General features: G+C 65.0%; 17 protein-coding genes. 14 read left to right on the forward strand and 3 right to left on the reverse strand.

Going from position 1 to position 18,368, the window contains the following annotated elements; genetic code table 11:
• The first annotated feature begins 3 nt into the window (after nucleotides 1-3).
• The 9 genes from pdxT to D9V34_RS09140 all read left to right on the forward strand — a co-directional run bounded on the left by pdxT (nucleotide 4) and on the right by D9V34_RS09140 (nucleotide 9,530).
• On the forward strand, nucleotides 4-597 hold the full coding sequence (gene pdxT, locus D9V34_RS09100) for a pyridoxal 5'-phosphate synthase glutaminase subunit PdxT (protein ID WP_121688533.1): 594 nt from the start codon (nucleotides 4-6) through the stop codon (nucleotides 595-597).
• Between the two features lie 75 nt (nucleotides 598-672).
• A complete protein-coding gene (locus D9V34_RS09105) occupies nucleotides 673-1,428 on the forward strand; it encodes a YebC/PmpR family DNA-binding transcriptional regulator (protein ID WP_121649813.1) in 756 nt (251 codons plus the stop codon).
• Nucleotides 1,429-1,433: 5 nt separating this feature from the next.
• On the forward strand, nucleotides 1,434-2,063 hold the full coding sequence (ruvC, locus tag D9V34_RS09110) for a crossover junction endodeoxyribonuclease RuvC (protein WP_030143443.1): 630 nt from the start codon (nucleotides 1,434-1,436) through the stop codon (nucleotides 2,061-2,063).
• A 115-nt stretch (nucleotides 2,064-2,178) separates the two neighbouring features.
• Nucleotides 2,179-2,790 carry a Holliday junction branch migration protein RuvA gene (ruvA, locus tag D9V34_RS09115; protein WP_121688534.1) on the forward strand — a complete coding sequence of 204 codons (612 nt, stop codon included), beginning with the start codon at nucleotides 2,179-2,181 and terminating at the stop codon, nucleotides 2,788-2,790.
• The gene (ruvB, locus tag D9V34_RS09120; RefSeq protein ID WP_030143445.1) at nucleotides 2,787-3,827 is read left to right on the forward strand and encodes a Holliday junction branch migration DNA helicase RuvB; all 1,041 of its coding nucleotides are present in this window, start codon (nucleotides 2,787-2,789) and stop codon (nucleotides 3,825-3,827) included. Before ruvA ends, ruvB begins: the two co-directional genes overlap by 4 nt.
• A 78-nt stretch (nucleotides 3,828-3,905) precedes the next feature.
• Nucleotides 3,906-4,280, forward strand: a complete 375-nt coding sequence (yajC, locus tag D9V34_RS09125) for a preprotein translocase subunit YajC (protein ID WP_245991982.1) — start codon at nucleotides 3,906-3,908, stop codon at nucleotides 4,278-4,280.
• 143 nt (nucleotides 4,281-4,423) lie between these two features.
• The gene (gene secD, locus D9V34_RS09130) at nucleotides 4,424-6,079 is read left to right on the forward strand and encodes a protein translocase subunit SecD (RefSeq protein WP_121688567.1); all 1,656 of its coding nucleotides are present in this window, start codon (nucleotides 4,424-4,426) and stop codon (nucleotides 6,077-6,079) included.
• Nucleotides 6,079-7,107, forward strand: a complete 1,029-nt coding sequence (secF, locus tag D9V34_RS09135; RefSeq protein WP_121688536.1) for a protein translocase subunit SecF — start codon at nucleotides 6,079-6,081, stop codon at nucleotides 7,105-7,107. Before secD ends, secF begins: the two co-directional genes overlap by 1 nt.
• A gap of 173 nt (nucleotides 7,108-7,280) precedes the next feature.
• Nucleotides 7,281-9,530, forward strand: a complete 2,250-nt coding sequence (locus D9V34_RS09140; RefSeq protein ID WP_030143449.1) for a RelA/SpoT family protein — start codon at nucleotides 7,281-7,283, stop codon at nucleotides 9,528-9,530.
• Between the two features lie 28 nt (nucleotides 9,531-9,558).
• Here the strand turns inward: D9V34_RS09140 and D9V34_RS09145 are convergent, their stop codons facing one another.
• From D9V34_RS09145 to D9V34_RS09155, 3 genes are all read right to left on the reverse strand, one after another.
• Nucleotides 9,559-10,008, reverse strand: a complete 450-nt coding sequence (locus D9V34_RS09145; RefSeq protein ID WP_121688537.1) for a hypothetical protein — start codon at nucleotides 10,006-10,008, stop codon at nucleotides 9,559-9,561.
• Between the two features lie 142 nt (nucleotides 10,009-10,150).
• Nucleotides 10,151-11,380 carry a DUF349 domain-containing protein gene (locus tag D9V34_RS09150; protein ID WP_121688538.1) on the reverse strand — a complete coding sequence of 410 codons (1,230 nt, stop codon included), beginning with the start codon at nucleotides 11,378-11,380 and terminating at the stop codon, nucleotides 10,151-10,153.
• A 101-nt stretch (nucleotides 11,381-11,481) separates the two neighbouring features.
• A complete protein-coding gene (locus D9V34_RS09155) occupies nucleotides 11,482-12,282 on the reverse strand; it encodes a peptidylprolyl isomerase (protein ID WP_121688539.1) in 801 nt (266 codons plus the stop codon).
• Nucleotides 12,283-12,415: 133 nt separating this feature from the next.
• On the opposite strand from D9V34_RS09155, the gene D9V34_RS09160 reads away from it, so the two are divergent.
• The 5 genes from D9V34_RS09160 to ruvX all read left to right on the forward strand — a co-directional run bounded on the left by D9V34_RS09160 (nucleotide 12,416) and on the right by ruvX (nucleotide 18,367).
• The gene (locus D9V34_RS09160; protein ID WP_121688540.1) at nucleotides 12,416-13,900 is read left to right on the forward strand and encodes a replication-associated recombination protein A; all 1,485 of its coding nucleotides are present in this window, start codon (nucleotides 12,416-12,418) and stop codon (nucleotides 13,898-13,900) included.
• A 268-nt stretch (nucleotides 13,901-14,168) separates the two neighbouring features.
• Nucleotides 14,169-14,798 carry a 30S ribosomal protein S4 gene (gene rpsD / locus D9V34_RS09165; protein WP_030143454.1) on the forward strand — a complete coding sequence of 210 codons (630 nt, stop codon included), beginning with the start codon at nucleotides 14,169-14,171 and terminating at the stop codon, nucleotides 14,796-14,798.
• A 185-nt stretch (nucleotides 14,799-14,983) separates the two neighbouring features.
• The gene (locus tag D9V34_RS09170; RefSeq protein WP_030143455.1) at nucleotides 14,984-15,187 is read left to right on the forward strand and encodes a hypothetical protein; all 204 of its coding nucleotides are present in this window, start codon (nucleotides 14,984-14,986) and stop codon (nucleotides 15,185-15,187) included.
• A gap of 43 nt (nucleotides 15,188-15,230) precedes the next feature.
• On the forward strand, nucleotides 15,231-17,891 hold the full coding sequence (gene alaS, locus D9V34_RS09175; protein WP_121688541.1) for an alanine--tRNA ligase: 2,661 nt from the start codon (nucleotides 15,231-15,233) through the stop codon (nucleotides 17,889-17,891).
• Nucleotides 17,888-18,367, forward strand: a complete 480-nt coding sequence (gene ruvX, locus D9V34_RS09180) for a Holliday junction resolvase RuvX (protein ID WP_121688542.1) — start codon at nucleotides 17,888-17,890, stop codon at nucleotides 18,365-18,367. Before alaS ends, ruvX begins: the two co-directional genes overlap by 4 nt.
• Nucleotide 18,368: the final 1 nt, after the last annotated feature.

The following is an 18,368-nucleotide window of genomic DNA, read 5'->3' on the forward strand; positions in this document are numbered from 1 at the left end:
CCCATGACAGCACGCATCGGAGTCCTCGCGCTCCAGGGTGGCGTTTCCGAGCATCTGGAGGCGCTGAGTCGGGTGGGTGCGGAAACTTTGCCCGTGCGCACACCCGCAGACCTGAGCGGGCTGGACGGAATCGTCCTGCCCGGCGGCGAATCCTCGGTGCTGGACAAGCTGATGCGTCTGTTTGAGGTGCGCGATCCGCTGATCACCCTGCTGCGCGCCGGCCTGCCCGCCTATGGGACGTGTGCCGGCCTGATCCTCCTCGCCGATACCGTGCTGGATGCGGCTCCCGGCCAGCAGAGCCTCGGTGGTCTGCCGGTGACGGTGAGACGCAACGCGTTTGGTTCCCAGGCTCACTCCTTCGATACCACCCTGGAATTTGGTGGGATCGATCATCCGGTGGCCGCAACCTTCATTCGTGCCCCGCTGATTGTTGCGGTGTCGACCGAGACCGCGGTTTTGGCGAGTCTGGACGACGAATCGATCGTCGCCGCCCGTCACGGAAACCTCCTCGGCACCTCGTTTCATCCCGAGCTGACCGGGGATGATTCGGTGCATCGATACTTCCTGGAGATGGTGCTCGCGGCCAAAAACGGCTGAGCGCGCCCACCCGGATGCGAGAAGATCCCGGTCGGACCCGTAGAATAGAGGGGATATACGACGAAACGGGAGCATATGTCCGGACACTCCAAGTGGGCAACAACCAAGCACAAGAAGGCGATCATCGATCAGCGCCGTGCGAAGTCGTTTGCCAAACTGATTAAGAACATCGAGGTTGCTGCGAAGATCGGTGGTGCCGATCTGTCCGGAAACCCCACCCTGGTTGACGCGGTTCAGAAGGCAAAGAAGACCTCCGTTCCCAACGACAACATCGACCGCGCGATCAAGCGTGGTGCGGGTCTGACCGGTGAGGTCATCAACTACACCACGATCATCTACGAGGGCTACGCACAGAACGGCGTCGCGCTCATGATCGAGTGTCTGACCGACAACAAGAACCGTGCGGCCGCCGACGTGCGTGCGGCGATGACCCGCAACGGCGGCACCATGGCCGACCCCGGTAGCGTGGCCTACAACTTCAACCGCAAGGGTCTGATCGTTGTCTCGGCCGAGAACACCACCGAGGACGACGTCATGGAGGCCGTGCTTGAGGCCGGCGCCGAAGAGGTTCTCAACGAGGGTGACACCTTCGAGATCATCACCGATGTGAGCGACCTGGTCACCGTGCGTAAGGCGCTGCAGGAGGCCGGTATCGACTACGAGTCCGCCGATGTTGCGATGATCCCGAACCTCAAGGTTGACGTGGACGCCGAGACCGCCCGCAAGGTGTTCCGCCTGATCGATGCACTGGAAGAGTCCGACGACGTCCAGAACATCTACGGCAACTACGGCCTGAGCGCCGAGGTGCAGGCCGAGCTCGAGCAGGACTAGGCATCGTGAGCACTCGGGTACTGGGTGTTGACCCGGGGCTCACCCGGTGCGGCATCGGCATTGTCGATGTCGCACCGAACCGTCGGGCCACCCTCGTGCACTACGGGGTGATCCGCACCAGCCCAGACATGTCCATCGACGCGCGACTCCTGGCCATCGCCGAGGGGATCGACGCGGCGATCGTGGAACACGCGCCCACCGCGATGGCGGTTGAGCGTGTGTTTGCCCAGCAAAACCTCAGCACGGTGATGGGGACCGCGCAGGCCAGTGGCCTGGCGCTGTACTCCGCCGCCAAGCACGGCATCCCGATTGGGATGCACACGCCGTCCGAGGTCAAGGCCTCGGTGACCGGCTACGGCAACGCCGAGAAGAAGCAGGTGCAGCAGATGGTTGCCCGCATCCTCGGCCTGGCCGAACTGCCCCAGCCCGCGGACGCCGCGGACGCCCTGGCCCTGGCGCTCTGTCACGCCTGGGGAGGCTTGGTTCCCGTCGGCGCCCGCCCGCACGGATCCCGCACCCCGGTGAGTGCCCCCACCTCGGGCAATCTGACGCCCGCCCAGCAGGCCTGGCGCAATGCCGAACAGGCCGGGGTCGCGTCCCCGCGCAATACCCGCACCGGCCGCTTCGGAAAGTAGCCGCCACCGTGATGCGGGGTGAGCGTGGGCGAGTGCCCGCCCGATATCGCCGCTTCCTGCGTAATATCGGGCGTGGCAGTGAGTCCGTGTCGCAGGCGGGGCATAGGCTAGGGGCGTGATTGTAAGTCTTCGCGGGACCGTGCTCAGCACCACCGCCGGCCGAGTGGCCATCGAGGTAGGCGGCGTTGGTTACGCCGTACAGATTACGCCCGAACACGCGGTACGCCTGCGTGTGGGCGCCGAAACGTTTGTGCACATTTCGCACATCATCCGTGAGGATGCCCAGCTCCTGTTTGGGTTTGAAACCACCGAGCAGCTCGACGTCTTCGAGGTGCTCCTCGGCGTCAACGGTGTGGGCCCCAAATCCGCGCTCGGTGTGCTCGCCTCGATGAGCCCGGATCAGATCGCCGACGCCGTGGCCGCCGAGGACGACTCCGCGTTCCGCAAGGTCACCGGTATCGGCCCCAAGACCGCCAAGCTGATCATCGTCTCCCTGGCCGGCAAGCTCGTGGCCACCCGCCGGGTCAGCGCGAGTGCGACCGGCTCTGCCGCCGTCAAGGCCAGCGTGATCGAGGCCCTGCTGGGCCTCGGATGGAACGAACACGTGGCCGTGCCCGCGGTGGAGGCCGCCCTCGCCGCGAGTGGTGACCCCGCCTCCGCTACCGTGCCCGCGCTGCTGCGCGCCACCCTGTCGGCCCTCGGACCCCAGCCGGGGAGCGGACGATGAGCGTCGAATTCGACGACGTCGCCGAAACCCTGAGCGCCACCGCCTCCGGGGACGCCGAGCTGGCCTTCGAGGGTGCCCTGCGCCCGAGCACGCTGAGCGAGTTTGTGGGACAGCAGAAGGTGCGCGGGCAGCTGGAGCTGCTGCTGCGCGCCGCGGCCCTGCAGGAGCGCACCCCCGATCACATCCTGCTAGCCGGCCCTCCCGGGCTCGGAAAAACCACCCTGGCGATGATCGTGGCCCAGGAGAGCGAGCGTCCGCTGCGCATGTCCAGCGGCCCGGCGATCCAGCATGCGGGCGATCTGGCCGCGCTGCTCTCCAGCCTGGTGCCCGGCGAGGTCCTCTTCATTGACGAGATTCACCGGATGGCGCGCTCCGCCGAGGAGATGCTCTACCTGGCGATGGAAGACTTCCGGATCGACATCATGGTGGGCAAGGGCGCCGGTGCAACCTCGGTTCCGCTGGAACTCGCCCCGTTCACCCTGGTGGGCGCGACGACTCGCGCCGGTCTGCTCCCCAACCCACTGCGCGACCGATTTGGGTTCACCGCACACCTGGAGTTTTACGCCGATAACGAACTCGAACAGGTGCTCGCTCGCGCCGCCGGACTCCTGGATCTGGACATCGATCGCGCGGCACTGGCCGAAATCGCCGGCCGCTGTCGAGGAACCCCGCGTATCGCCAACCGGCTGCTGCGCCGCGTCCGTGACTATGCGCTGGTTCACAATTCCCGCGCGGACCTCACCGCCGTGAGTGCCGCCCTGGAGCTGTATGACGTGGATCCGCTGGGGCTAGACCGCCTGGACCGGGCCGTCATGGAGATCCTGCTCAAGCGCTTCGGCGGGGGACCGGTGGGGCTGAACACCCTGGCGGTATCCGTCGGAGAAGAGGCCGAAACCATCGAAAGTGTGGTGGAACCCTTCCTGGTACGGATAGGTTTGATCATGCGCACCCCACGCGGTCGAATGGCGACCAATGAGGCCTACGCACACTTCGGGATTCAGCATCCCCACGCCCCGCAACAGGGCAATGACCTATAATTCAAGCGAACAACACACCCGAAACTTTGATCCCCGGCGCTCGCGCCGCGAAAGGCTCTGCGTAAAATCATGGACTTCATGACCGTCATCATGCTCGCCGTTATGGCACTGCTCATCTTCTTTATGTTCCGTAACGGTCAGAAGCGCAAGCGTGACCTCGCCGCCCTGCAGGAGCAGGTTGTTCCCGGTGCCGAGGTGATGACCAACGGTGGCATCTTCGGCACCATCATCTCGATTGATGACGAGAACAACAAGGTCCTGCTGGAGACCAGCCCCGGTACCATCCTCACCGTGCACCGTCAGATCGTCTCGCGCGTGGTTCCCACCGAGGAGCCGGCCGCCGAGGACGAGACCGCCGAGGCTCAGCTGAACGAGGACAACGCCACCTTCGTGGGCGAGCCCGAGTTCGGTGAGCGCGCCGAGACCGCCAAGCCCAAGACCGACGAGAAGTAACGCGCCTCTCCCATCGCACGCGTCGGGGTAGTTCTGGCGCGTCCCTCCATAGAAAGCTGAGTAGCCCATTGGCACAATCACGACAGGCTCCCGTCCGCCACGGTAGGCGGGCGCTCATCTGGTTGGCGGTGATCCTCATTGCCATGTTTGGCGGTCTTGCCGCGGGAACGATGTTTGGGGACGCCTCCTGGCAGCCCAAGCTCGCCCTCGACCTGGAGGGTGGAACGCAGATCATCCTCGAGCCCAAGCTTGAGGGTGGACAGCAGGTTTCCGCCGAGCAGCTGAACCAGGCCGTGTCGATCATCCGTCAGCGTGTGAACGCGACCGGTGTGACCGAGGCCGAGGTTAACACCCAGGGTGGACGCAACATTGTTGTGTCGATCCCGGGCAAGGTCGATGAGGACACCCGGAAGCGGATCGAGTCCAGTGCTCAGCTGCAGTTCCGTTCGGTTCTGGTGGCGTCGGCTCCGACCACCACCACGACCGGCGAGGACGGCAAGGAGACGCCGAACCCCAAGCCGACCGATGACCTGTCCAAGACCCCGGCTACCAAGCCCACCGACGGGAGCGACCTGGCCTGGGTCACCCCGTACCTGAGCGCCGAGTTCCTGGCCACCGACTGCAAGACCCCGACCGGTGCCGAGAACGCGCCCAAGGATCAGCCGGTGGTGGCCTGCTCGGATGACGGTACCGTGCGCTACCTGCTGGGTCCGGTTGAGCTCAACGGTGACTCGATCACCGATGCTTCCGCGGGCATCAAGACCACCTCCTCCGGTGCGAGCACCGGTGAGTGGGCTGTGAACATCACCCTCGCCGGCAAGGGCAAGGATGCGTTCACCGATGTGAGCAAGCGCCTGTACAAGCTGTACTCGGCCAACCAGAACGACGCCCGCGCGGCCTTCGCGTTTGTGCTTGATGGCAAGGTCATCTCGGCCCCGGTCATGCAGGGAGTCATCACCGATGGCCGCCCGAGCATCTCCGGTAACTTCAACGAGCAGAGCGCCAAGGCCCTCGCTGACCAGCTCAAGTACGGTGCACTGCCGCTGTCCTTCGGTGTGCAGTCCAGCTCGGAGATCTCCGCAACCCTGGGTGCCACTCAGCTTTCCGGCGGTATGCTCGCCGGTCTGATCGGTTTGATCCTGGTGGTCATCTACACGCTGTTCCAGTACCGTCTGCTGGGTTTTGTGACCATCTTCTCGCTCGTGGTGGCGGGAGCCCTCACCTACGCGGCCCTGGCGCTCCTCTCGTGGGGGCAGGGCTACCGACTGTCGTTGGCAGGTGTGGCGGGTATCATCGTCGCGATCGGATTCACGGCGGACTCGTTCATCGTGTACTTCGAACGTATTCGAGATGAGCTCCGTGATGGCCGTGGCCTGGAATCCGCCGTGGAGGCCGGATGGAAGCGCGCCAAGCGCACCATCTACGCGTCCAAGGGTGTGAACCTGCTGGCCGCCGTGGTGCTCTACCTGCTGGCCGTGGGTAACGTGCAGGGCTTCGCGTTCACGCTGGGTCTGACCACCGTGATCGACGTCATCGTGGTGGTGCTCTTCACCCACCCGATGCTCCAGCTGCTTGCTCGTAACCGATTCTTTGCCAGCGGTCACCCGCTGACGGGTCTGGACCCCAACGCCCTCGGTGCGATCTACCGCGGACGCGCACAGTTCCGCACCCCCGAAATGACCGGTTCCAAGAAGGCCCTCGGGGCCAGCCGTGAGGCCCAGAAGCGTCAGACCATCGCCGAGCGCAAGCTCGCCGAGGCTCAGGCCGCCAACGGTTCGACCTCTTCGAAGGAGAGCTAATGCCCAGCCTCAACCTGACGTCGTTTGGTAACGACCTCTACACCGGCAAGCGTTCGATCAACTTCGTTGGTCGCCGCAAGCTGTGGTTCACCATCGCGATCCTGCTGGTGATCGGTTCGATCATGGTTCCCGTGGTGCGTGGCATCACGACCGGTGCACCGTTCAACTTCTCGATCGAGTTCACCGGTGGATCCGAGTTCACCGTGAGTGGCGTCACCGACGCCAACCAGACCAAGGCTTCGGACGCCGTCTCCTCGGTGGTTCCCTCCGCCGTGTCGAAGGTCAGCGAGGTGGGCGACCACGCGATTCGTGTGCAGACCGACCAGATGACCTCGGACCAGTCCAGCCAGGTAGCCAAGGCTCTGGCCAGCACCTTCAAGGTCAACGAGAGCGAGGTGACCTCGTCCTTCATCGGCCCCTCCTGGGGTGCGGATGTGAGCCGGCAGGCGCTCACCGGTCTGGTGATCTTCCTGGTGCTGACCTTCATCATCATGGCCCTGTACTTCCGCACCTGGAAGATGTCGGCCGCGGCGATTATCGCCCTGGTGGACGTGCTGGTGATCACCCTGGGGGTTTATGCCCTCAGTGGATTCCAGATCAGCCCGGCCGCGGTGATTGGATTCCTGACGATCCTCGGCTACTCGCTGTATGACACGGTGGTGGTCTTCGACAAGATTCGAGAGAACACCACCGAGGCGGGGGAGCACTCGCCCCGCACGTTCGGTGAGTCGGTCAACCTGGCGGTCAACCAGACCCTGGTGCGTTCGATTAACACCTCGGTTGTGGCGGCTCTGCCGGTGGCCTCGATCCTGGTGATCGGTGACCTCTTCCTGGGTGCCGAGACCCTGCGGGACATTTCGCTGTCGCTGCTGGTGGGTATCCTCGTGGCCACCTACTCGACCATCTTCGTTGCGGCGCCGCTGTACTCGCTGCTGCGCGAGAAGGAGCCGGCGATTGCCAAGCACGACCGCAAGGTGCTCGCCGACCGCGAGCGTGCGGCCGTTCAGGGCTCGACCTCCGAGGCCTAAACAGCTCAGCTACACCCTGGACCGGGGCCCCGTCGCAATCGCGGCGGGGCTCCGGTTTTTTGGTGGTGGCGGTGGGTACAGTGTGGTGTTCGCGGTTAGCGGTGGGCCGTGGTCTTTGTGGGGGCGGGGAGCGGGCATAATAGGGAGCAGAGACATGAGGTGGTGAATCGACGATGACCGATACAAATACGGCGAATGCGTCGCTGCGGCGGCTGGTTCCGCGCATTTTTTCCAAGGCTCAGCCGGCGGGTGCCGTGGACCGATTGGTTCGAACCGCCCGCACGCACCACCCGCGCGCCGACCTGTCGGTGATCGAGCGGGCCTATACCGTTGCCGAGCGTGCCCACCGCGGGCAGAAGCGTCAGAGCGGTGAGCCCTATATCACCCATCCGGTGGCGGTCGCCCAGATCCTCGCGGATCTGGGCCTCGGCCCGCGCACCCTCGCCGGTGCGCTGCTGCACGATACGGTGGAGGACACCGACTACACCCTGGACCAGTTGCGCGCCGATTTCGGTGATGAGATCGCGATGCTGGTGGACGGGGTCACCAAGCTGGACAAGGTCAAGTACGGGGATGCCGCTCAGGCCGAAACCGTGCGCAAGATGATCGTGGCGATGTCCAAGGACATTCGTGTGCTGATCATCAAGCTGGCCGACCGCCTCCACAACGCCCGCACCTGGGGCTTCGTGCCGCCGGAGAAGTCGACCCGCAAGGCCACCGAGACGCTGGAAATCTACGCGCCGCTGGCCCACCGCCTGGGTATTCAGACGATCAAGTGGGAGCTGGAAGACCTCTCCTTCGCGGTCCTATACCCCAAGATCTATGCCGAGATCGAGTCGCTGGTTAAGGAGCGCACGCCCAAGCGTGAGGAGTTCGTCCAGCAGGTGATCCAGGAGGTCACCACCGATCTGCGCGCGGCGAAGATCCGTGGCAAGGTCATGGGCCGGCCCAAGCAGTACTACTCGATCTATCAGAAGATGATTCTGCGTGGGCGCGAGTTTGATGACATCTACGACCTGGTGGGTATCCGCGTGATCGTGAACTCGGTGCGCGACTGCTATGCGGTCCTCGGTGCGATCCATGCCCGCTGGACCCCGATCCCTGGTCGCTTCAAGGACTACATCGCAACCCCGAAGTTCAACCTCTATCAGTCGCTGCACACCACCGTGATCGGCCCCGGCGGTAAGTCGGTGGAGATTCAGATCCGCACCCAGGAGATGCACGAGCACGCCGAGTACGGTGTGGCCGCGCACTGGGCGTATAAGGAGCGCAACGCGGGCAATAAGGTTGAGGTTTCGCGCTCAACCGGGACCGATATGGCCTGGCTCAAGCACATCTCCGATTGGCAGGCCGAGACCGCCGATCCGGGTGAATTCCTGGACTCGCTGCGCTTCGAAATTGGTGCCAAGGAAGTGTACGTGTTCACCCCCAAGGGGCGCGTGGTGGGCCTGCCCGCCGGGGCGACCCCGGTGGACTTCGCCTATGCGGTGCACACCGAGGTGGGCCACCGCACGATGGGTTCCAAGGTCAACGGCCGCCTGGTGCCGCTGGAGACCGAACTGAACTCCGGGGACGTGGTGGAAGTCTTCACCTCGAAGAACCCCGACTCGGGCCCCAGCCAGGACTGGCTGGCGTTTGTGAAGAGCACCCGGGCGCGCAATAAGATCCGGCAGTGGTTCACCAAGGAGCGCCGCGACGAGGCCATCGAGCAGGGCAAGGACGCGATCGCCCGGGCGATGCGGAAGCAGAACCTGCCGCTGCAGAAGCTCATGGACCGCGACAGCTTCGCCGAGGTTGCCGCCCAGATGCGCTACGAGGACGTCTCGGCCCTCTACGCCGCCGTGGGCGAGGGGCACGTCTCGACCCAGTCGGTCCTGGAGAAGGTGGTTTCGCTGCTCCAGGGCGATCAGGAGGCCGAGGAGCACGCGATCGAGTTCCCGATGCGCGGCCGCGTCCGCCCGCAGGAACACAGCGACTCCGGTGTGCTGGTGCGCGGGGCCGCCGACATCCTGGTTAAGCTGGCCAAGTGCTGCACCCCGGTGCCCGGGGATGAGATCGTCGGCTTTGTGACCCGCGGGTCGGGTGTCTCAGTGCACCGCGCCGACTGCCACAACGTCCAGGGTCTGATGCAGGAACCGGATCGAATGATCGAGGTGGCCTGGGCCGCATCCTCAAAGAGCGTGTTCATGGTGCAGATCCAGGTGGAAGCCCTGGACCGCGCGGGCCTGCTGAGTGACGTGACCCGGGTGCTCAGCGAACACCACGTCAACATCCTCTCGGCGAATGTCTCGACCTCAAGCAACCGCCTGGCGATTTCTCGTTTTGTCTTCGAAATGGGCGACACCACCCACCTGGATCGTGTCCTGAACGCGGTGCGCCGCATCGATGCCGTCTACGACGTCTACCGGGTGACTGGCGGCTAGCCTCGATGCCGCTCTCACGCCCGCCCACTCAGTCCGAGTGGGCGGGCGTTGGTGATTCCGGCTCGGTGAGTTCGACCCAGAGTCCGGCGATCCGGGTGCGACGTTCTTCGGGGATAGCTCCGGGGAGAACGGTGGCGTCGAGGATGCTCCAGCGGTGTGTGCGATGACGCTGGGTGCCCTGGAACGTGTGTCGGAGGGGGCGGGGGACATCGAGGTCCCGGATCCAGCGCGCGGACGCACCCACCGCACACAGTCGGTGACTATCGGCGGGTTCGGGCAGCGCCAGGGCGAGTGCTCGGGCACGCAGCGCGGAGGTCTCGGGAATGTCGATCGGGACAAAGCCTCGTTCGAGGGCATACACCTCGCCACGCAGCCGCGCACCCATCAGCTGAGCCAGCGGCATATCCGCGGTGGTGAGCAGATCCGGAAGGTGGGCCCCCGGACCCGGGAAGAGTCGAGCCAGATCTACCGGGGTCATGTTCCCAGCCTGTCCACCTTTGGGGGAAAAGTCCAGGGTTCGGACGCCCCGGACAGGGGGAAATGTGCAGGGTGCGGACGCCCCGGACAACCAGAACGGCCACGGAACCCGAGGGTTCCGTGGCCGTTCGTATGAAGGAAGCCTAGCCGAGGACGTTGAGCCACGCCTTGCGTGCCTCAAGCGCCTCGCTGGCCTTGGCAATCTTCTTGGCATCTCCCGTGGCCTCGGCCGCCGCAAGCTCCTGCTCGAGCTTCTCGATGGCCGCGTTCAGCTGACCAGCCAGACCCTCGGTGCGAGCCTTGGTCTCGGGGTTGTTCTTGCTCCAGTGCTCATCGTCCAGCGCACGGAGGTGGTTTTCCACGGCGCGCAGTCCGTCTTCAACCTCGCGGATCTTGTCGCGCGGAACCTTGCCGACCTCGTCCCACTGACGCTGAACGTTCAGCAGAGCCGCACGCAGCTTCTCGCGGTCGGTCTCCTGCAGTAGCGGGGTGGCCTGGTCGAGCAGCTCGCGCTTCTTCTCGTAGTTTGCCTGGAACTCGGCGTTGTCGATGGCGTCCAGCTCGGCCTTGGCCTGGTAGATCGCGTCACCGGCGGCCTTGAAGCGGGCCCACAGGTTGTCGTCCTGGCGCTTGCCGGCACGACCCGAGAGCTTCCACTCGTCCAGCAAACGGCGGTAGTCCGAGGTGGCCTCGGCACCGCGCGGGATCAGGGCCTCGGCGGCCTCGATCAGCTTCTGCTTGCGGGTGCGTGCTTCCTTGTGGACCGAATCCAGCTCGGCGAAGAACGCACGACGGTTGGCATCCACGGTGCCGCGGGCGGTACGGAACCGCTTCCACAGGTCGTTGGCCACACCCTTGGAGAGCTTGGGGCCCTCCTGCTGGTGCTTCTGCCAGGCCGCAAACAGCTCGGCCATCTGCTCGGTGGCCTGCTTCCACTGCGTCTTGGCGGGATCCTGACCGGCGACGGCCTCGGCCTGCTCGACGATGCGGGTGCGCTCAGCCACGGCCTCCTCGAGTTCGGCCTTGGCCGCCTCGGTCTGCTGCTCGGTGAGCTCGCCCACGGTGGCGTCCAGGGCACCCACGCGGGAAACCAGCGAGGCAATGTCACCCACGGCCTTGGCGTCGGTCAGTTCCTCGTGGAGCTTGGCGACGGCCTTGGAGATGTCGCTTGCGGGAGCGCCGCGCTTGGCGCGCTGCTCCAGCAGGGTGACCTGGCCGGCCAGATCGAGGTACTTGCGCTCGAAGTAGGCGAGTGCCTCTTCGGCGGTGCCGTCGGGGTACTGACCAACCTCACGCCACTGCTCGCCCTCGCGGACAAAAACGGTACCGGAGTCGTCAACGCGACCCCACGGTTGCTGTTCGGAAGTAGACACGTGCCTCACCTTGCTGATGTTTACGCTCGATGCTCTCGAGATCTCTCGATAAGCCTAGTATGGACGACGAATGCCGGGCAGCCCCAACATACGTCTTGATTCTATTTGACGGTAATGGAGTCCAGCTTAATGGGCTGTTCCGGTGTGGAGTTATCCGCACCGCCCACCGGGATCGTGGTCACCGACTCGTTGAGCTTATCCAGGCCACTCGTGATTTTGCCGAGTACGGTGTATCCGCCGGCGCTATCCGAGGGAATCTTGGTGTCGCCGAAGACGATGAAGAACTGGCTGCCGTTGGAGTTTGCGTCGTTTCCGACGCGTGCCATGGCCAGGGTGCCCGCCGGGTAGATGTTGTCGGACGGAGCGTTTTCGATCGGGCCGAAGCTGTAGCCGGGGCCGCCGGAGCCGTCACCCTTGGGGTCTCCGCACTGCAGGATCTGGAATCCGGGCTCACCCGACGTTCCGGGAGTGTCCACCATGCGGTGGCAGGACAGACCGTTGTAGAAGCCCTGCTGGGTCAGCGAGACAAACGAGGCGACGGCCTGAGGTGCCTTCTGGCCCTCAAGCTCGATACCCAGGTCGACGCCGTTGACGGTGATGTCCCCGGTCCAGGTGCGGTCCTCGGCGACCGAGGGATCCGGCGCCTTGGCCGTGGGGGCGGGGGAGGAGGAGGCGCTCGGCGAGGCGGAGGATCCGGCCTCGGGGGTGTTGCCCGCATTCTGGGCGATGACCCCCCAGGTGATCGCTCCGGCTACCAGGACGAATGCCACGCCGCCGGCAATCCAGGCGTTGCGGGTGCGCGTCTTGCGCTTTTTCTCCCACGCCTCCTTGCGTGCCTCGTACTGCTGCAGGCGTGCACGGGCCTCGCGAGCGGCTTTTTCGTCCTTTTTCTGGGCTGCCACGGATGCGGTCCTTTCCAGGGAGTTCGGGTGTTCGAGACGATACTAGCGGCACGGCCGATGAATATGTGTGCGTATGGCGCGCGCCGACGGCGAATTCGCAGCCGGCGCCGGTGGTACCCGATAGCCTGGAGGCATGGTTTCCTCGTCCTCCGCCCTCCAGTCCGGGAGCGTTCCGCTCGCGGTACGCATGCGCCCGCGCACCCTCGACGAGGTTGCCGGACAGCGGCACCTGCTGCGCCCGGGTTCTCCGCTGGTGAGCCTGGCCACGGGGAAGTCCGGAGATCAGGGGACGGTCTCGGTCATTCTCTGGGGGCCGCCCGGGACCGGGAAGACCACGATCGCGCAGACCATCGCACACTCCTCCAATCGGCGGTTTGTGGAGCTTTCGGCGGTCACGGCCGGGGTGAAGGATGTGCGCGAGGTGATGGCCGAGGCCATGACCAGCCGTGATCTGTACGGTCTTTCCACCGTGTTGTTCCTCGATGAGATCCACCGCTTTACCAAGGCGCAGCAGGATGCACTGCTGCCCGGGGTCGAGAACGGCTGGGTCATTCTGGTGGCCGCGACCACCGAGAACCCCTCATTCTCGGTTATCTCGCCTCTGCTCTCGCGCTCCCTGCTACTCACGCTGGAACAGCTCTCCGATGACGATCTGGGGGTCCTGATCGATCGTGCGGTATCCGATCCGCGTGGTTTGGGAGATCGCTACCGCCTGGATCCCGAGGCACGCGCGACCATTATTCGGCTGGCTTCGGGGGATGCCCGGCGCGCACTCACGGCGCTTGAGGCGGCCGCGGTGTCCGCCGATTCACTGGTCGCCGCGGCGCTGTCCGAGGACGGGGTGCTCGATTTTGGTGCCCCCGAGGGGCAAGCGGGGGATCGAGACGAAGACGATGCAGATGCTGATGCTGATGCAGGCCTCGGGGACGGCGAAGCGAACCGTGACGGTGAATCGGAGAGTGCTGACCCCGCCGACACCCGCCCGGTCATCACCAAGGAGATCGTCGCCGGTGCCGTGGATCGCGCGCTGCTGCGCTATGACCGCAACGGCGATGAGCACTACGACGTCATCAGTGCGTTTATTAAATCGATCCGCGGCTCGGACCCCGACGCCGCACTGCACTACCTGGCCCGGATGATCGAGGCGGGGGAGGACCCGCGCTTCATCGCCCGTCGAATCATCGTCTCCGCCTCGGAGGATATCGGCCTGGCCGACCCGCAGGCCCTGGTGATCGCGGTGGCCGCCGCCGATGCCGTCCAGATGATCGGTATGCCCGAGGGACGCATCCCGCTGGCCGAGGCCGTGGTCTACCTGGCCACAGCCGCCAAGTCCAATGCCGCCTACCTGGGCATCAACGACGCGATTGCCGATGTGCGGGCGGGGGCGTTCGGGCGTGTCCCCAAGCACCTGCGCGACGCGCACTACGCCGGGGCCAAACGCCTGGGCCACGGTAAGGGCTACCGCTACCCGCACGACACCGAACTCGGCGTGGTGGAACAGCAGTACCTGCCGGATGAGCTGACCGGCCGCACCTACTATCGCCCCACCACCCACGGCAACGAGCGCGAGGTGGGCGGACGCCTGGCCAAGATCCTGCGCATCGTCCGCGGACGCTAGGGCGCACGACCTCTCCGATCGTTTCGGAGAGTGAAATGCCACTCATAAATCCCCGACAAAACGCCCCGCGCGCGGGTGCTTTCGGGGAGGGCGCATGCTAGGCTAGCGGGGACCTAGATCGAGTCTTGACGTACGGCTGCGCAGAGACTCATCGATCGACGGGATGGATTCTGTAGCCGAATCGCCCTGGTCACTCCCTCTAACTCCTTTCCACACCGCGTTTTGTGGTGCGGGAAATCTGTTTATGGAAACCATTTGAAAGGAAACCGTGTCTACTAAGTCACGTACCCGTAGCAAGACGCGCCTCTCGCGCGCACTCGGCATTGCCCTCACCCCGAAGGCTGCCAAGTACCTCGAGAAGCGTCCCTACGCTCCCGGTGAGCACGGCCGCACCAAGCGCAAGGCTGACTCCGACTATGCCGTTCGTCTGCGCGAGAAGCAGCGTCTTCGCGCCCAGTACGGCATTCGCGAGAAGCAGCTGAAGATTGCGTTCGAAGAGGCTCGTCGTACCTCCGGTCTGACCGGTGAGAACCTGGTTGAGCTCCTCGAGCTGCGTCTTGACGCACTCGTGGTTCGCGCCGGTTTTGCCCGCACCACCGCCCAGGCTCGTCAGCTGGTTGTGCACCGTCACATCCTCGTTGACGGTCAGCTGGTGGACCGCCCGTCCTTCCGCGTGAAGCCGGGTCAGACCATCCACGTCAAGGAGAAGTCCGAGGCTCTTGAGGTCTTCCAGGTTGCTGCCGCTGGCGGTCACCAGGATGTCCTGCCCAAGGTTCCGGCTTACCTGGACGTAGAGATCGACAAGCTGCAGGCTCGCCTGGAGCGTCGTCCGAAGCGTGCTGAGGTCCCCGTGACCTGTGAAGTACAGCTCGTTGTTGAGTACTACGCAGCCCGCTAACTAGTACCCATACACCTCTTGCGGGGTCACGGTTTTCCGTGGCCCCGCTTTTGGTACCCGGGTTTTTGGATCGCCACACGCAGGTGAAGCGTGCGACCTGCACCGCAAGATCCACCTTTTACCACCTCAGCGCACTAAGATTGTGGGGTGGTTGCCCACTCACCCTCATGATTTCGGAGACTCCAGTGAAAAACTTCCTCATTTTCCTCGCGGGTATTGCCGCGGGATTTGTTGTCGCCCACGAGGTGAACAAGACCACCCGCGGACGTCGGTTCTTCAGTGAACTCGACGGCCGCATGCGCGAGTTTGGTGACATTGTTGCCGACTCGTACAAGCTGCGCGAAGCCGAGCTTCGCGAGGATAGCGACATCAGTACCACCACCAAGTAAGTCGTCGGACTCTTCCCCTCCCCAACGACAGTAGAACGGACCCATGAAAACCGCCGAAATTCGCAAGCGCTGGCTCAACTTCTTCGCCGAGCGCGGCCACACCGTAGTCCCCTCCGCCTCGCTGATCAGCGACGATCCGACGCTGATGTTTACGGTGGCCGGCATGGTTCCGTTTGTGCCCTACTTCACCGGGCTGATTCCCGCCCCGTTCCACCGCGCGACCAGCGTGCAGAAGTGCATCCGCACCTCGGATATCGAAGAGGTGGGTAAGACCCCGCGTCACGGTACCTTCTTCCAGATGAACGGTAACTTCTCCTTCGGCGACTACTTCAAGAAGGACGCCATCACCTTCGCATGGGAGTTCCTGACCGGGAGCGAAGAGGACGGCAAGCTCGGTTTTGACCCGAAGGACCTCTGGGTCACCGTCTACAAGGACGACGATGAGGCCATCCAGTACTGGACCGAGATCGCCGGCCTGCCCGCCGAGCGCATCCAGCGCCTGGACGCCGACACCAACTACTGGTCCACCGGTCAGCCCGGTCCAGCGGGCCCCTGCTCGGAGATCTTCTTCGACCGCGGTCCCGCCTACGGTATCGACGGCGGCCCGGCCACCGACGATGACCGCTACGTCGAGATCTGGAACCTGGTGTTCATGCAGTACCTGGTCTCGGACGTGAAGTCCAAGACCGAGTTCACCATCAAGGGTGAGTTGCCCAAGAAGAACATCGACACCGGTATGGGCCTGGAGCGCGTGGCGTTCATCAAGCAGGGTGTCGAGAACATGTATGAGATCGATGAGGTGCGCCCGGTTCTGGACCGCGCCGCCGAGCTCTCGGGCCGCGCCTACGGCGCCAACCACGAGGACGACGTCCGCCTGCGCGTGATCGCCGACCACGTGCGCTCCTCGCTGATGCTGATCACCGACGGCGTGACCCCGTCTAACGAGGGCCGTGGCTACATCCTGCGTCGCCTGCTGCGCCGCGTTGTGCGCGCGATGCGCCTGCTGGGTTACGAGGCCGCGAGCTTCCCCGAGTTGTTCGCCGTGTCTCGCGACGCGATGAAGGCGTCCTACCCCGAGGTGGAGGCCGACTGGTCGCGCGTCTCGCGGGTGGCGTTCGCCGAGGAGGAGACCTTCCTCCGCACACTGGCCGGTGGTACCGAAATCCTCGACGCCGCCGTGGCCGAGACCAAGGCCGCCGGGAACTCGACCCTGAGCGGTAAGACCGCGTTCCTGCTGCACGACACCTTCGGTTTCCCGATCGACCTGACCCTGGAAATCGCCGAGGAGGCCGGTCTCCGCGTGGATCGCGCGGTCTTCGACCAGGCGATGAGTGAGCAGCGCTCGCGCGCCAAGGCCGACGCCAAGAACAAGAAGGGCCACCTGGCCGACCTCTCCGTCTACAGCGACTTCCGTGCGCTGGGCGAGACCGACTTCCGCGGCTATGACGAGCTGATCACCGGTTCGAAGGTCATCGGTGTGATCGTGAACGGCGCCTCGGTGCCCGCCGCCAAGGCCGGCGAGACCGCCGAGCTGATCCTCGCCGAGACCACCCTGTACGCCGAGTCCGGTGGCCAGGACTCCGACCAGGGCCGCATCGTGGGTTCGAGCTTCGAGGCCGAGGTGCTGGACGTCCAGCGTCCGGTCAAGGGCCTGGTCTCGCACACCGTGCTGATCGATCAGGGAACCGTCGCCGTGGGTGACGAGGCCACCACGATCGTGGACGCCGACTACCGTCAGAGCGCCGCCCGCGCACACTCCAGCACCCACCTCGTGCACGCCGCGCTGCGCCAGACCCTCGGTCAGGACGCCCACCAGTCAGGTTCCTACAACAAGGCCGGCTACATGCGTCTCGACTTCTCCTGGAACCAGGCCCTCTCGGCCGAGACCAAGAGCGAAATCGAAGACATCGCCAACGATGCGATCCTCGGTAACCACGAGGTCATCACCCGCGTGCTCGGCCTCGATGAGGCGCGCGAGCTCGGTGCGATGGCGCTGTTTGGTGAGAAGTACGGTGACCGCGTGCGGATGGTGGACATCAACGGTGCCTGGTCGCGTGAGCTGTGTGCGGGAACGCACGTGCGCTCCTCGGCCGAGATCGGACTGGTCAGCCTGATCAGCGAGTCCTCGGTGGGTTCGACCAACCGTCGTGTCGAGGCCCTGGTGGGGCGCGAGGCGTTCCGCGAGCTGGCCGCCGAGCGCGCGCTGGTGCAGCAGATCACCGGCAGCCTGAAGACCCCGCGTGAGCAGCTGCCGGAGAAGATCCAGGAGCTCGTCACCGGGCTGAAGGCCGCCGAGAAGAAGATCGCCGGATTCGAGGCCAAGGCCCTCGCCGAGAAGATCCCCGCCCTGGTCGAGACCGCTCAGGTCGCCGGTCAGGTGCGCGTGATTGCCCAGAACCTCGGTTCGGTGGCCTCGGGTGACGACGTCCGTTCGCTGGTGACCGGTGTGCGTGAGCGCCTGGGTGCCGAGGCCGCCGTGGTGGCCCTGGCCGCGGAGGTCTCCGGTCGTCCGGTCATCATCGTGGGCACCAACCAGGCCGCTCGCGATGCCGGCGTGGCCGCCGGTGCGCTGGTGAAGCTTGCCAGTGGCGTGCTCGGCGGTGGCGGTGGCGGCAAGCCCGACCTCGCTCAGGGTGGCGGTCAGGATGTGACGGCGATTCCCGCCGCGCTGACCGCGATCACCGAGCAGATCGGGCGCGCGTGACCCACGAGGGTTTCCGCCGCGGTGTACGCATCGGTATCGACGTGGGCAAGGCCCGCATCGGGGTAGCTCGCAGCGACCGTGATGGTCTGCTGGCTACCCCGGTCGAAACCGTGGCGCGCGCCGAGGACGGCAGTGATCTGGCGGCAATTCGCCAGCACATTGCCGAGTTGGAACCGGTGGAAATTATTGTGGGGTTGCCGCTCTCGCTGAGCGGTGACCGCACCCCCTCAACTGCGGACGCCGTGGGATTTGCCGAGGCGATCGCTCGCCTCGGCACCCCGGTGCGCCTGGTTGATGAGCGTCTGTCCACCGTGACCGCCCACCAGGCGATGCGCGGCGTGGGACGCTCCCAGAAGAAGTCGCGCGGTGTGATCGATCAGGTCGCCGCGGTTATCATCCTCCAACACGCCCTGGACACCGAGCGCGGCCGGGGGATCGCGCCCGGTGAACCGGTGCTCACCGACGAAGGAGCCTGAG

The sequence above is a fragment of the Mycetocola lacteus genome, from assembly GCF_003667575.1.
GTDB lineage: Bacteria > Actinomycetota > Actinomycetes > Actinomycetales > Microbacteriaceae > Mycetocola > Mycetocola lacteus.

Excerpts from the sequence above, each read along its gene's own strand:
- pdxT (WP_121688533.1), top strand. The coding sequence starts at position 4 with ATGACAGCACGCATCGGAGTCCTCGCGCTCCAGGGTGGCGTTTCCGAG.
- D9V34_RS09105 (WP_121649813.1), top strand. The coding sequence starts at position 673 with ATGTCCGGACACTCCAAGTGGGCAACAACCAAGCACAAGAAGGCGATC.
- ruvB (WP_030143445.1), top strand. The coding sequence starts at position 2,787 with ATGAGCGTCGAATTCGACGACGTCGCCGAAACCCTGAGCGCCACCGCC.
- yajC (WP_245991982.1), top strand. The coding sequence starts at position 3,906 with ATGACCGTCATCATGCTCGCCGTTATGGCACTGCTCATCTTCTTTATG.
- secD (WP_121688567.1), top strand. The coding sequence starts at position 4,424 with ATGTTTGGCGGTCTTGCCGCGGGAACGATGTTTGGGGACGCCTCCTGG.
- secF (WP_121688536.1), top strand. The coding sequence starts at position 6,079 with ATGCCCAGCCTCAACCTGACGTCGTTTGGTAACGACCTCTACACCGGC.
- D9V34_RS09140 (WP_030143449.1), top strand. The coding sequence starts at position 7,281 with ATGACCGATACAAATACGGCGAATGCGTCGCTGCGGCGGCTGGTTCCG.
- D9V34_RS09145 (WP_121688537.1), bottom strand. The coding sequence starts at position 10,008 with ATGACCCCGGTAGATCTGGCTCGACTCTTCCCGGGTCCGGGGGCCCAC.
- D9V34_RS09160 (WP_121688540.1), top strand. The coding sequence starts at position 12,416 with ATGGTTTCCTCGTCCTCCGCCCTCCAGTCCGGGAGCGTTCCGCTCGCG.
- alaS (WP_121688541.1), top strand. The coding sequence starts at position 15,231 with ATGAAAACCGCCGAAATTCGCAAGCGCTGGCTCAACTTCTTCGCCGAG.